The sequence below is a fragment of the Halorarius litoreus genome (genome assembly GCF_024362405.1).
GTDB classification, from domain to species: Archaea; Halobacteriota; Halobacteria; order Halobacteriales; family Haloarculaceae; genus Halorarius; species Halorarius litoreus.
Map to the genome: position 1 here is coordinate 1,027,125 of NZ_CP101454.1, position 13,420 is coordinate 1,040,544.

15 protein-coding genes are annotated in these 13,420 nt (G+C 66.8%); 11 read left to right on the forward strand and 4 right to left on the reverse strand.

The features are described 5' to 3' along the window. Nucleotides 1–68: 68 nt before the first annotated feature. The 4 genes from NL126_RS05100 to NL126_RS05115 all read left to right on the forward strand — a co-directional run bounded on the left by NL126_RS05100 (nt 69) and on the right by NL126_RS05115 (nt 2,802). Nucleotides 69–1,013, forward strand: a complete 945-nt coding sequence (locus tag NL126_RS05100) for an ABC transporter ATP-binding protein (protein WP_255197837.1) — start codon at nt 69–71, stop codon at nt 1,011–1,013. Further along, complete coding sequence (locus NL126_RS05105) at nt 1,010–1,846, forward strand: ABC transporter permease subunit (RefSeq protein ID WP_255197838.1); 837 nt, start codon at nt 1,010–1,012, stop codon at nt 1,844–1,846. The genes NL126_RS05100 and NL126_RS05105 overlap by 4 nt, the downstream gene beginning before the upstream one ends. Before the next feature lie 144 nt (nt 1,847–1,990). Further along, nucleotides 1,991–2,149, forward strand: coding sequence for a hypothetical protein (locus NL126_RS05110; protein WP_255197839.1), 159 nt, complete (start codon nt 1,991–1,993; stop codon nt 2,147–2,149). Nucleotides 2,150–2,643: 494 nt separating this feature from the next. After that, a complete protein-coding gene (locus NL126_RS05115; protein ID WP_255197840.1) occupies nt 2,644–2,802 on the forward strand; it encodes a hypothetical protein in 159 nt (52 codons plus the stop codon). 30 nt (nt 2,803–2,832) lie between these two features. Here the strand turns inward: NL126_RS05115 and NL126_RS05120 are convergent, their stop codons facing one another. Further along, the gene (locus tag NL126_RS05120; RefSeq protein WP_255197841.1) at nt 2,833–3,102 is read right to left on the reverse strand and encodes a TFIIB-type zinc ribbon-containing protein; all 270 of its coding nucleotides are present in this window, start codon (nt 3,100–3,102) and stop codon (nt 2,833–2,835) included. A gap of 270 nt (nt 3,103–3,372) precedes the next feature. Here NL126_RS05120 and NL126_RS05125 point away from each other — a divergent pair, with 270 nt between their 5' ends. The 3 genes from NL126_RS05125 (at nt 3,373) to NL126_RS05135 (ending at nt 6,643) form a co-directional block, all read left to right on the forward strand. Further along, nucleotides 3,373–5,310, forward strand: coding sequence for an aldehyde ferredoxin oxidoreductase family protein (locus NL126_RS05125; protein WP_255197842.1), 1,938 nt, complete (start codon nt 3,373–3,375; stop codon nt 5,308–5,310). Between the two features lie 157 nt (nt 5,311–5,467). Beyond that, a complete protein-coding gene (locus NL126_RS05130) occupies nt 5,468–5,872 on the forward strand; it encodes a CBS domain-containing protein (RefSeq protein WP_255197843.1) in 405 nt (134 codons plus the stop codon). 108 nt (nt 5,873–5,980) lie between these two features. Beyond that, on the forward strand, nt 5,981–6,643 hold the full coding sequence (locus tag NL126_RS05135; RefSeq protein WP_255197844.1) for a helix-turn-helix domain-containing protein: 663 nt from the start codon (nt 5,981–5,983) through the stop codon (nt 6,641–6,643). A gap of 2 nt (nt 6,644–6,645) precedes the next feature. Here NL126_RS05135 and NL126_RS05140 read toward each other — a convergent pair whose 3' ends face one another. Beyond that, nucleotides 6,646–8,343, reverse strand: coding sequence for an ABC1 kinase family protein (locus tag NL126_RS05140; protein ID WP_255197845.1), 1,698 nt, complete (start codon nt 8,341–8,343; stop codon nt 6,646–6,648). A gap of 115 nt (nt 8,344–8,458) precedes the next feature. Between NL126_RS05140 and NL126_RS05145 the strand changes: the two genes are divergently transcribed. Beyond that, on the forward strand, nt 8,459–8,824 hold the full coding sequence (locus NL126_RS05145; protein WP_255197846.1) for a helix-turn-helix domain-containing protein: 366 nt from the start codon (nt 8,459–8,461) through the stop codon (nt 8,822–8,824). Next, nucleotides 8,825–9,154 (forward strand): hypothetical protein, encoded by a 330-nt coding sequence (locus tag NL126_RS05150; protein ID WP_255197847.1) that lies wholly within the window; start codon nt 8,825–8,827, stop codon nt 9,152–9,154. Nucleotides 9,155–9,162: 8 nt separating this feature from the next. Here the strand turns inward: NL126_RS05150 and NL126_RS05155 are convergent, their stop codons facing one another. Together NL126_RS05155 and NL126_RS05160 are read right to left on the reverse strand one after the other, a co-directional pair. After that, entirely contained in the window at nt 9,163–10,782 is a 1,620-nt protein-coding gene (locus NL126_RS05155) for an alpha-amylase family protein (RefSeq protein WP_255197848.1), read from the reverse strand. A gap of 70 nt (nt 10,783–10,852) precedes the next feature. Next, nucleotides 10,853–11,266, reverse strand: coding sequence for a Rieske (2Fe-2S) protein (locus tag NL126_RS05160; protein WP_255197849.1), 414 nt, complete (start codon nt 11,264–11,266; stop codon nt 10,853–10,855). 273 nt (nt 11,267–11,539) lie between these two features. On the opposite strand from NL126_RS05160, the gene NL126_RS05165 reads away from it, so the two are divergent. Both NL126_RS05165 and NL126_RS05170 read left to right on the forward strand, forming a co-directional pair. Then, nucleotides 11,540–12,622 carry an SDR family oxidoreductase gene (locus tag NL126_RS05165; protein ID WP_255197850.1) on the forward strand — a complete coding sequence of 361 codons (1,083 nt, stop codon included), beginning with the start codon at nt 11,540–11,542 and terminating at the stop codon, nt 12,620–12,622. A gap of 90 nt (nt 12,623–12,712) precedes the next feature. Next, nucleotides 12,713–13,312 (forward strand): DJ-1/PfpI family protein, encoded by a 600-nt coding sequence (locus NL126_RS05170; protein ID WP_255197851.1) that lies wholly within the window; start codon nt 12,713–12,715, stop codon nt 13,310–13,312. The last annotated feature ends 108 nt before the right edge of the window (nt 13,313–13,420 follow it).

Sequence of the window (13,420 nt, forward strand, 5' to 3'; positions counted from 1 at the left end):
GAGTAGTCAGCGTGACAATATGTATATAATTAAACAAGTTATTTCTCGGCTCGGCGCGTAGTCGGGGTATGGAACACGCCATCGAGACGCGTGGCCTGACGAAGCGGTACGGCCACGACGTGTACGCAGTGAACGACCTCGACCTCACGGTCGAGTCGGGGGAGGTGTTCGGCTTCCTCGGCCCGAACGGCGCGGGGAAGTCGACGACCATCGACGTGCTCATGGACTACATCAGACCGACGGCCGGGAGCGCGACCGTCTTCGGCCACGACGTCCACGAGGACGCGGAGGCCGTCCACGACCGCGTCGGCATCCTCCCCGACGGCTACAGCCTCTACGACCGCCTCTCGGGACGCAAGCACATCGACCTCGCGATCGACCTCAAAGCCGCTCCTGACGACCCCGACGAGATCCTCCGACAGGTCGGCCTCGACGCCGACGCCGCAGCACGACCCGCTGGCACGTACTCGAAGGGGATGAGCCAGCGGCTCGCGCTCGGGATGGCGCTCGTCGGCGACCCCGACCTGCTCATCCTCGACGAACCGTCGACGGGGCTGGACCCCGAGGGTATCCGAGACGTTCGCGAACTCACGCGGGCACACGCCGACGACGGCGGGACCGTGTTCTTCTCGAGTCACATCCTGAGTCAGGTCGAAGCCGTCTGTGACCGCGTCGGCATCCTGAACCGCGGACGACTCGTCGCGGTCGACACCGTCGACGGGCTTCGGGACGCGCTCGGCACCGGGGCGACCATCACCCTGACCGTCGACACGTCGCCGACCGGACTCACCATCGAAGCGCTCGACGGCGTCGCGGACGTGCGCGTCGGCGACGGCGTTGTCCGTGCGACCGTCACCGACCCGGCAGCGAAGGTGCTGGTCGTCGACCGGGTGCGCGAGGCCGGGTGCAGCGTCCTGGACATCGAGACGCGCGAGGCGTCGCTGGAGGACCTGTTCACGGCGTACACCCACGACGCGGACGCGACTGTCGAGCCCACGGAGGTGGTCGCATGAGTGTGCAGGTGATCGCAGCCAAGGAGTTCGAGGACGCGGTCCGCTCGCGGCTGCTGTGGGGGCTCGTCGCCGTCGTCACGGTGATGGTCGGCCTCACGTCGCTCGTCCCGCTGGTCGTTCCCGGCTTCGACGGGAACGTCGTCGTCGGGCTGGGTGCCGCGACCGAGTTCGCCGCGATGCTCGTCCCCATCGTCGCACTCGTCGCGGCGTACCTCGCCATCGCCGGCGAACGCGAGTCAGGGAGTCTCCGCCTGTTGCTCGGACTCGAACCGAACCGTGGTACCGTGGTCCTCGGGAAGTTCCTCGGCCGGAGCGGTGTCGTCGCCGTGGGACTCACCGTCGGCTTCCTCGTCGCCAGCGTCGTCACGTTCCTCGTGTACGGCACGCTCCCGCTGGTGGCGTTCCTCGCGGTGGTCGGGCTGACGGTGGCGCTCGGCGTCGCCTTCGTCGGCATCGCCATCGGCATCTCCGCGGCGACCGCCACCCGGTCGCGCGCGATGACGCTCGGCATCGGCGTCTACCTCGGGCTCGCGCTGCTGTGGGACCTGCTCCCGCAGGGTGCCCACCTCGTCGTCGAGGGCGGGCCACCGAGCGGTACCGTCCCGGCGTGGTTCGTGCTCCTGCAGGGACTCAGTCCCTCCGGCGCGTACAGCGCGCTCGTGACCGCCGCCCTCCGGCTCGCCGACCCGTCGCTCCCCGGCACCGCCGACATGCTCGGCGGACCCGTCCCGTTCTACGTGCAGTGGTGGGTGTTCGCGCTCGTCCTGCTGGCGTGGACGGTCGTGCCGCTCGTCGCCGGTGCCTGGCTGTTCACGCGGGCCGACCTGGACTGAGCGACCGACTCTCGGCATGGAATCGCTGCCAGTAGTAGAGTTGTGCAGCGCGAGTCGGGGAGCCCACCACGGTGACGTGTGTCGCCGCCGATCGGCCGGCTCGCGGCGTTCGGTCACCGGTCGGGCTGACGCGACACGCCCGAGGTGGTAGTCGCGAGCGCCCTCGTCTCGGTTCTGGTCGCGGTATTCGACGCCTACGGGACGTTCGACCTCGCGGAACTGGCGTGTACCCCGGTCGCCCGCACGCCCGAGGGGCGCTCGCGGTCGACCTGCTCGTCTCGCGACGGGGCGACTCGATTGTAATCGTTGTAATTATTGCGATGGTACCCGTCACCGAGCGTGACTGGTCGGCGCGCGTTTCACAGGGGTCCAGCGGTGGCCGAATCGACAGACGAAGCCACGGTACTCGGTGGTAGAAACAGCCATATCCGGGAGACGGAGCGTCCCCCACCCACGGCAGCGGACGAACGCACCGTCGAGAACCGGACAGTTCGATAGGGTACCCTCGAGATATATCCCGAATAGCCGTGGAATGAACCGCATACTCTGCTGAATCCTCCACAAAATTGTCAATTAGGACGCGATTTAGCGATCACTAACATCGAAGTTGCTCGGGTTCGAGTGGCAGCCGCCACCCCAATCACTTATCTCCAGTCCGCGTCGGTCAGCGGCGTCGTGGCGAGTGGAGCGGGTCGTCGCGCCCAGGGCACGACAGGGAGGCCGTCGCGGTCCGGCCAGCGTATCGGTGGGTATCGAGCAACTAACTAACGAGTGAAGCAGCGTCATGCGTAGTCATCATGCAGATTGACTGTCCACGGTGCGCGTCGGCACTCGACGTCGACGTCCCTCACGAGGTCCGAACGGACGGGGGGCACGGCAACACCGACGTCGGACTCTGGGGTATCGAGCAGTTGTGCGGCGCGTGCGGGTGGCAGTTCGACGTCTACATCTACTGAGCGATTCCAGTCGGGTCTACAGCTACCGAGCTACTCCAGTCGGAGACCGAGCTGTGCCGCGCGCCACACCGCCGTGAGCGAGGCACGGAGGGGGGCGAACAGGCCACGACGGGAGTTCGTCTCGAAGGCGGGACGCGACTCGATGACGGTCGTACAGTCGGGACAGACGTAGGCCACCTCCCGCGCGTCGTCACGGACGATCCAGTCGCCGCCGACCTGGCTCTCGTGACCACAGGCGGGGCAGAACAGCACCGACTTCCGGATGGAGGGCCGGTCGGCAGTACCACGGGGTGGTCGCATACTGGAACGGACGGCCGCACGCTGTATAACGCTTTGGGACGAGATACCATCGAATGGCAACAGATGGTAACTGAATACAGTTCCGCCGGCTAGGCGATGGCGACTCTGCTGCGGTTGCTAGCCAGAAGCGTGCCGAACGAAGCCGGACACCGCGGCGGCCAGTCGTGAGCTGAAAGCGGCAACCGCGGACGCGTCGAAACCACATCTGGTTACGCAACCTGGGTAACACCTAACACGATATCGGCGCAATATATGCCTGGACAATTACCCATGACTGACCTTGGAGGATTCCAGGACCGCGTCGCCCGAATCGACCTGACGTCGGGCGACGTCAACTACGAGAGCATCGACGACGAGGACGCGAAGAAGTATATCGGGGCACGTGGCCTCGGCGTGAAGTACGTCTTCGAGCAGGGACCGGACGTGGACCCGATGGGCCCCGACAACCTGCTCGCGTTCATGAACGGGCCGCTCACCGGCACCCAGGTGACGATGAGCGGTCGCATCGCCATCTGCACGAAATCCCCCCTGACGGGGACCGTGACCGACAGCCACCACGGCGGCTGGTCCGGGGCGCGGCTGAAGTGGGCCGGCTTCGACGGCCTGCTGTTCGAGGGGAAAGCCGAACATCCCGTCTACGCCGTCGTCGAGGACGGTGAAGTCGAGATCCGCGACGCCTCCCACATGTGGGGCTGGGGCGTCCACGACACGATGTCCGAGCTCGAAGACGAGATGGATGGCGCCTTCGGGAAGAACCTCTCGGCGATGGCCATCGGCCAGGGCGGCGAGAACGGCGTGAAGTTCGCCTGCATCGTCAACGAGGACGACCGGGCCTCCGGGCGCGGTGGCACCGGCTGTGTGATGGGCTCGAAGAACCTGAAGGCCGTCGTCGTCAAGTCGACGACGAAGATGCCGAAGCCGAAGGACCCCGAGACGTTCCAGCAGGGCCACAAGCAGGCGATGCAGGTCATCCAGGAGTCGGAAGTCACGGGCCCGAACGAGGGCGGCCTCTCGCTGTACGGCACGAACGTCCTCATGAACGCGACCGAGGAGATGTCCGGGCTCCCCTCGAAGAACGCCCGGTTCACCTCCACGTCGGACGCCCGCGACGGCGGCTACGGTGGCCACGAGTACGACTCCGAGAAGGTCTCCGGCGAGAACGTCCGCGAGAACATCCTCGTCGACGAGCCGACCTGTCACTCCTGTCCCGTCGCCTGCAAGAAGGAGGTCGAGGTCAGCGTGATGCACAAGGGCGAGGAGATGAACGTCCGTACCGAGTCGTACGAGTACGAGTCGGCGTGGGCGCTCGGTCCGAACTCGGGGCACACCGACCGCGACGAGATCGCGGTGATGATCCAGAAGTGCAACGACCACGGCATCGACACCATCGACGCGGGCAACATCATGGCGATGGCGATGGAACTGACCGAGGAGGGCAAACTCGACGGCCTCGGCGAGGGCATCGACTGGGGCGACTCCCACGAGATGATCGACATGCTGACGAAGATCGCCAACCGCGACGGCGAACTCGCGGACCACCTCGCGGAAGGCCCGAACCACATGGCCGAGGAGTTCGACGGCCACGACAACTCCCTCGCCGTCAAGGGCCAGACGATGGCCGCGTACGACCCGCGCTGCATGAAGGGGATGGCCATCGCGTACGCCACCTCGAACCGCGGCGCCTGCCACCTGCGGGCGTACACCCCGTCGGCGGAGATCCTCGGCATCCCCGAGAAGGTCGACCCCTACGCCTGGGAGGGGAAGGGTGAGCTCACCGCCCTGTTCCAGGACATGCACTGCATCTCCGACTCGTTCGACATCTGCAAGTTCAACGCCTTCGCGGAGGGCATCGAGGAGTACGTCCTGCAGTACAACGGCATGACCGGCCTCGACGTGAGCGAGGAGGAACTGCTGACGGCTGGCGAGCGCATCTGGGCGCTCGAACGCTACTACAACAACCTCAACGGCTTCGACGGGAGCGACGACTCGCTGCCGAGCCGGTTCGTCGAGGGCGACGGTGCGATGCCCGGACAGGGCGCCTCCGACGGGCAGCTCGCCGAACTGGACAAGATGAAGGAGGAGTACTACGCGGTGCGCGGCTACGTCGACGGCGTCGTCCCCGACGACAAGCTGGACGAGCTCGACATCGACATCGGCCCCGGAACTGGTGTGTCGAGCGGCGACTCGGCGGCACCCGCCGACGACTGACGGGTCGGCGTCGTGCCAACCGCCGACGACTGACCGACGACCGACCCCCTGACCACCGACGTTCTTTCCACCCGGCGACCACACAGCGAGGCGTCGGGCCCCGATTACGCGACCGTCACCCCACATGTTTATACAATGGTGAAGGTTACCACGTGGTATGGAAGACATCTTCGTCGCTCGCATCATGTCGACGGACCTCCACACAGTGACGCCGGAGACGCTCGTCGAGGACGCCGCACAGGTGATGCTCGACAACGACATCGGCTCGGTCATCGTGGTCGACGACGACGGGTACCTCGAAGGCATTCTAACGACGACGGACTTCGTGGACATCGTCGCACAGAGCCATCCGAAGGCGGAGACCGCGGTGTCGCGGTATATGAGCACCGACCTGGTCACCGCGACCGCCCAGCAGCCGATTCAGGAGGTGGCAGACGCGATGATCACCTACGGCATCCACCACATGCCGGTCGTCGACGAGACCGAGGGCGTCATCGGCGTCGTGACGACGACCGACCTCGCGGCGTACCTCGCGGACATCGACGTACCGACGGCGCTGTAACCGTCCGCAACCGACGGACAGCACCGCCGTGTTCACTGCCGACGGCTTTTAAATTAGGACGTATAGACGGCAGAACGCCCTTGCTGTGAGACGTGTTAGCAGGTTTTTATGGGAACCGCTACGGCCCGGACCCAACGGCTTCGCGTGACGGTTACACCGACCAAGGGGTGGCTCCATCCCCTCGACCGGGCCCTCGGCGAGGCGCCCGGCGTCCAGCGGAAGGCGTTCCACGGGGTGCGCCAGCTCGCCGACGAGTCGGTCATCACGCTGACGGAGGTGAGCGGCCCACGCGACGACATCGAGACCGCCTGTGGCGCCACCGACGCGGTGGTCTCACACAGCGTGTCGCCGCTCGACGACGGCTGGCTCGTGTTCGCGTGGATCGAATCCACCCCGATCGTCGAGCGGATGCTCCGACTCCGCCGCGAGACCGGGATGGTCATCGAGCCGCCCTGCGAGTGGACCGACCGGCGGAGTCTCCGACTCGACGTGGTCGGTCCCGCCGCCCGGATACAGGGCGCCGCGGACAGCATCCAGGAGGACATCGAGCTGTCGGTCGACCCCGTCGAAACCGGCCCGTTCGGACTCTCGGCAGAACACTGGGCCACGCTGGAGGTGGCCGTCGACGCGGGCTACTATGCGTCCCCACGCGACACGACCGTCGAGGGGGTCGCGACGACGCTCGGGACCGCCCCGGACGCCACCGAGCGACGGCTCCGCGAGGCCGAGTCTCGCCTGTTCGCGGGGCTCATCGCGGAGGCAGGCGACTGAGCTCAGCGATTCCGCTGGCCGACGCTTCGTTTCGCGACCCGCGTATACTGCCTGACCGCCCGGTCCTGCGAGCGGGCGAACGACCGCACGAGCAGCAGCCCGACGACGACCACACCCGCGGCGACCCCGACCGCCGCGAGCGGCTGGCCGAGGATGTACAGCACCGTCGTCGCCGTGACCCCGAGCCCCGCGAACAGTCCGAGCAGGAGTCGCCACGCTAGTGTCGCGAACACCGCGGGGTTCTCGCGGAACGCGGTCGCGACGAGCGCGTCACCCCGCTGTGTCGTGTCGAGCACCGATTCGAGGAGCGGCGGGACCGTCACCAGCCCTTCGCCGGTCGCGGTCGCCTGCTCGCGGAGTTCGCCGGTGACGACCCGCCCGGCGTCGCGGTATCCCTCCTGTTCGACGTAGCGGGTGACGGCCTCGATGAAGTCGTAGTCGGGGTCGAGCGTCCGCGTGACGCCCTCGAGCACCGTCGAGACGCGGACGATGAGCGCCAGGTCCTGCGGGAGCCGGAACGGCACTTCCTGCATCGCGCCCTGGAACTCCATCACGTACGCCCGGATCTCCGACTGGTCGAACGTCTGGCCCCGCAACTGCTCGAACACGAGGTCGAATATCTCGCGAATGACCGCACGGTCGGCCGTGGGGTCTAACGCCCCCATCTGGACGAACGCGTCGATGACGCGGTCGGTGTCGTCGGACGCGAGACCTAGATACATCTCGATGATCTGCTCGCGCCGTTCGGGACCGAGCGTGCCGACGACACCGAAGTCGTAGAAGACGAGCGTGCCGTCGGGCTGAACGGCGAGGTTGCCGGGATGCGGGTCGGCGTGGAAGGTGCCGTCCTCGACGATCATCTGGAAGTACGTCGCGGTGAGCGTCTCCACGAGGTCGGTTCGGTCGAGCCCCATCGCCTCGATCGCCTCCACGTCGGTGATCTTGGTGCCGTCGACGTACTCCATCGTCAGCACGCGGTCAGTCGAGTGCGACTCGACCACGGCCGGGATGGCGATGTCGTCCTGGTCGGCGAAGTTCGCCCGGACCGTTTCGAGGAGGGCGGCCTCGTGGGCGTAATCCATCTCGCCGCGCAGGGTGACGGTGAACTCCTCGGCGAGGTTCCGCAGAGTGAACGCCTGCCCCGGCGGCGCGAACCGCACCAGGACGGGCAACAGGGTCCGAACCACGACGAGGTCGGTCTCCACGCGTTCACGGATGCGCGGTCTGAGTACCTTGACGGCGACGGGCTCGCCGTCGACGCTGGCGGTGTAGACCTGCCCGAGCGACGCGCCGCTTATCGGCTCGGTGTCGAAGTCGTCGAACGTCTCGTCGACGGCGCCGAGTTCGGCCTCGATGACGGGGCGGATGCGGTCCCAGGAGGCGACAGGCACGCGGTCCTGCAGCGACGACAGCTCGTCGATGTAGACGGGCCCGAGCACGTCGGGACGCGTCGAGAGGATCTGGCCGACCTTGATGAACGTCGGTCCCAGCTCGACGAGCGTGTCGCGGAGGTAGACGGCCCGTTCCCGGCGGCTCGCCTCGTCGACGTGGCGCGAGGGGCCGAACAGGAGGAAGCGGTGGCGGTCGCGAGCGAACGTCAGGATGATGGGGAGGAAGGCACGGACGACGGCGACGAAGCGGAGGACGGTGCGCCAGCTGTTCGGCTCGACCGTCTCGACCTCGCCGCTGGCGCGGGACACGCCGACGACTACGAGGGCGAGTGGTTTGGCGTTGGTGGTCCCCGAAGTCGGCGACTGGAACCGTCTCGTCAAGTACGTCAGTACGCTAATTACACCAGCACACGAATACACGAATGTGCCAGTGAGCATCGACGAGTTCGAGTCGGGGGACCTGCCACAGGGGCCAAGTGTGCCCGAACAGGTCGTCGCGTATCTGTACACACACCGCGACCAAGCGTTCACCCGTGGCGAGCTCGCGACGGCCCTCGACGAGAGTCCGAACAGCGTCGGGACCGCGCTCTCGCGCCTGAAGCAGCGACGACTGGTCCGTCATCGAGGCGAGTACTGGGCGATTACGGACGACGAGCAGCGACTCCGCGACGCGTATGACCTCCACACCGTGAGCGAGCGACTCGACGCGGAGGACGGGGGTATCGACCCTGCCGAGTGGGACGCGACGGCACCGGAGACCCCCCACCCGAGCGACCAGGACACCACGTAGATGGACCCGGAGCGCGGCGACATGGTTCGGAGTGCCGACCCGTTCAAACTCGAGGCCGACCGCCAGCGACCCTGGCTCGTCGTGAACAACGACTCGCACCCGTTCGGTGACGAGCAGTACATCGCCCTGGCGATCTCGACCAAGGAGTACGAGGACTCAGTTGCGCTCGCAGAGGACATCTGGGAGGTCGGTGGCGTTCCTCGACAGTCGTTCGTCTCTCCCTGGGCCGTGCACTCACCGCGACGTGAAGACCTCGTCGCGTGGCAAGGACGGGTAACAGGGACCTTCGTCGACAGAGTCGTAGACGCCTTCGCTGCCTACCTGCAGTAGGCCCGCTATCAGCGCGCGTCGAGCCAGACGTACTCGCAGGGGTCGAGCTGGAACGTCACGCCGCCGTCTTCGACGTGGTAGCCGGCGGTGCCGACGACCGGGTCGACCGCCCCGCCGGGATAGTCCAGGCCGACGACCGACTCGCGGTACTCGTGCGCGAAGTTGTGCGCACAGAGCAGGACGCCGTCGGCGTGGTCGATGCGGTGGACGAACACGTCCTTGTGCCCGGAGTCGACGATGGTGTAGTCGCCGTGGTTGATTTCGGGGTGCTCCTGGTGGGCGGCGACGAGCCGCTTGACTCGCGACAGCAGCGAGGCGGGATCGTCGCGCTGGTCGGCGACGTTGATGTACTCGTAGCTGAACCGGCCGTCGTCGATGACGGGGTTGTAGCAGTCCTGTGGGGCCGCCGTGGAGAACCCGCCGTTCGGACTTGCGTCCCACTGCATCGGCGTGCGGACGGACTCGCGTTCCGGGAGCGAGAGGTCCGCACCCATCCCGATCTCGTCGCCCGAGAGCAGGACGGGCGTGCCCGGCAACGAGAGCAGGAGGCTGTGCGCCATCGCGATGCGGTCGTGGTCGGCGTCGTAGAGGTCCGCCAGGCGAAGACGGTGGCCCCGGCCGAAGATCCACGAGTCGCCCTGTTCGAAGTACTCGCGACCGTGGTCGAGCGTCTCGTACGGGAGTTTCAGGAGGTTCCACTCGTCGTGGTTGCGGAGGAACGTCGCCCACTGGCCCACCCCGGAGATGTCGGGCAGCACCTCGTTCGCGCGGTAGAGCGGCCACGTGTCCTCGATGCCGACGCCGTAGACCAGATGCGAGTTCAGCACGAAATTAAAGAGGAGGTCGAACGCCTCGCCACCCCCGAAATACTCGCCGAGGTGTTCGGGCTCGTCGTCGGCTTCGGCCAGCAGGATGGCGTCGTCCTGCTCGGCGCGGACGACCCGACGCATCTCCGTGAACAGCTCCATCGGCTCGTCGACGGTGGTGCCGTGGTGGCCCTTCCGGAGGACCATCGGGTGCGCCGCGTCGATGCGGAAGCCGTCGGCGCCCTGTCGCAGCCAGAACCGCAGGATGTCGTGGAGTTCGTCTCTGACTCGCGGGTTGGCGACGTTGAGGTCCGGCTGGTGCCAGTAGAACTGGTGGAAGTAGTGTTTCTCGGCGACGTCGTCGTACGCCCAGACGCCGTCCTCGCGGTCGGGGAAGATGTTGATGGTCTGGTAGGCCTCGTCGACGTGGCTCGTCCAGAGGTAGTAGTCGTGGTACTCGGATTCGGGGTCCTCGCGGGCGCGCTGGAACCACTCGTGGTCGATGGAGGTGTGGTTGAACACGAGGTCCGTGAGGATCCGGATGCCGCGGTCGTGTGCCCGGTCACAGAGTTCGCGGAAATCGTCGAGGCTGCCGAGTCGGTCGTCGACCGCGTAGTAGTCGGCCACGTCGTAGCCGTTGTCGCGCAGCGGGCTCGGGTAGAACGGGCGAATCCAGAGGCAGTCGACGCCCAGCTCGTCGATGTAGTCGAGTTTCTCGATGACGCCCTGAAAATCGCCCCAGCCGTCGCCGTCGCTGTCGTTGAACGTCTTCACGTCGAGCGAGTAGACGACGGCGTCTTCGTGCCAGCCAGGGCCGGTCATACTCCTTGGCTATCGGTTGGCAGTTACTGACTGTTTCGAACTCGGATGCAGGTGTAGGTGCACACTCGCATCAGAAGCCGATGTGCGAGGTCGAGTCCGGGAGGCCGTCGTCCTCGTCGATGCCGCCCACGTGCTGGAACTCGAGGGCGTCGTCGGTCAGGAAGATCGTGCCGTGGCGAACCGCGATGTCGACCTCGACGAGCGTCTGGCCGCGGGCGTCGCCGTTGTCGCAGTAGCCCGTCGCCGCGTCGAACATCGAGCCGTGACGGGGACAGATGATCTCGCCGTCGCGCATCGCCGCACCCCCCTCGATGCCGCGGTCGAGCCGCTGGTCGGGTTCGTGCATACAGAAGTTCTTCCACGCGGCGATCCCGTCCGCGGCGGACACGAGAATGACCTCCTCCTCGCGGCCGCTCGGCTCCGTCACGGTGAACAGAAACGAGCCGTTCTCGGGGACCTCGTCGGTGGTCGTGATCTGCTCCATAGCCGAGCGTCGGCGCGGAGCACCGTGGGGGTTTCGACGACGCCGTCGCTCCCGGACCTAGGGCCGGCCCGCGGGCCCCGACGACGTCGGGATACGAGTGCACCCCGACGGCGTCGAGTGTGCCCTCTACCCACGGACCGAGCGGGGCGTCAGCCCCGACAGTTGCCACGCACACGGACAGAATAAGCGTATCTGCTGCCGGGGCGCGGTAAATACCCCCTTGTCACGAAGGCACAACCCTTAGTCCCCGGACGGAGTTGGTGGGAGTCACGTATGGACACCGTCTTCCTCACCGGGTTCCCGGGGTTCCTCGGCTCGGCGCTCATCGAACGGCTGCTCGACCGCTACGACGACGAGACGACCGTCACCTGCCTCGTCCAGTCGAAGTTCCGCAGCGAGGCCGAGCACAAGGCCGAGCGCATCGAGCGCGAACAGGACGCCGAGGGGCGCATCGAGCTCGTCGAGGGCGACCTCGTCGACGAGGACCTCGGGCTGGGCGACGCCTACGACGACCTGCAGGCCGCCACGCGGGAGGTGTTCCACCTCGCGGCCATCTACGACCTGACGATGGCCCGCGAGCCCGGCAAGGCGGTCAACATCGAGGGGACGCGCCACGTCCTGGACTTCGCCGAGGGCGCCGAGGTCGACCGCCTCCAGTACGTCTCGTCGGTCGTCGTCGCCGGCACCTACGAGGGCGAGTTCACGGAGGACATGCTCCAGGAGGGCCAGCAGTTCGCGAACTACTACGAGACGACCAAACACATGGCCGAGGTGCTGGTCCAGCAGCAGATGGACGAGATTCCCACGACCATCTACCGGCCGGCGCCGGTCGTCGGCGACAGCGAGACGGGCGAGACCCAGAAGTACGACGGCGCGTACGCCTTCCTCGAAGCGCTCGCGGACCAGGGGGACAACGCCATCATCCCCGCGCCGCGAGGGGCGGGCGACGCGGAGTTCCAGTTGGCCCCGAGAGACTTCATCGTCGACGCCATCGGCTACCTCTCGGGCATCGACGAGAGCGAGGGTGAGGTGTACCACCTCGCGGACCCGAACCCGCCGTCGACGGTCGAGGTCATCAAGACGTTCGGCGAGGTCATGGACAAGAGCCGCACCGTGGTCGTCCCGTACCCGAAGGGCATCGTCGAGGGACTCCTCAAATCGCTCGCGCCCGACGCGGACCTGCTCGTCTCCGGTGGCCTGCACTACCAGACGTGGCCTGCGAGCTTCGACACCTCGAACACGGAGGCGCACCTCGCGGACTCACCGGTCCAGCTCCCGCAGTTCGAGGAGTACGTCGAGAACATGGTCGCGTTCTACCTCGACAACCCGGACATCGACACGGAAGGGATGAACTGACGCGCAGCACCGGGGCGACGGCGACCGGGTCAGTATCCCGACACAAAACCTATTGTCGATTTCGACGAACGGTGACGTGGGTGTGAGCTAATGACTGGCAAGAAAATCCTGGAGATAGCCGGCGACTTCGTCGAGGACTACGAGGTCATGGTACCGTATCAGGCGCTGCAGATGGTGGGCCACGAGGTCCACGCGGTCGCCCCCGAGAAGGGCGACGGTGAGAGCGTGAAGACCGCGGTCCACGACTTCCGTGGCGACCAGACGTATCTGGAGACGCGCGGGCACGACTTCGCCATCGACGCCGCCATCGAGGACATCGACCCGGCGGACTACGACGCGCTCGTGGTGCCCGGTGGCCGCGCGCCGGAGTACCTCCGGACGTACGACTCGGTACTCGACACCGTCCGGCACTTCTTCGACGCCGACAAGCCCGTGGCTGCGATCTGCCACGGCCCGCAGATCCTCGCGGCCGCCGGCGTCCTCGACGGGCGGTCAATCACGGCGTATCCGGCAGTGCGCCACGAGGTCGAGCGAGCGGGCTGTTCGTGGGTCGACGGCGTCGTCACCGACGGCAACCTCGTGACCGGACAGGCGTGGCCGGACCACCCCGAGTGGCTGGCCCAGTTCCTCGACGTGCTCGGAACGCGCATCGAGCACGAGCCGGCGGCCGCGGCCGCGGACGACGACTGAGTGGTTGCCGTCGTGGCAACCGGCGACGACTGAGGTGGTGAGCGCGGCCTCGCCGCGCGAACGTCGTCGGACGAGCGCTGCGAGTCCGACGGAAGTCGCCGTCGTGGC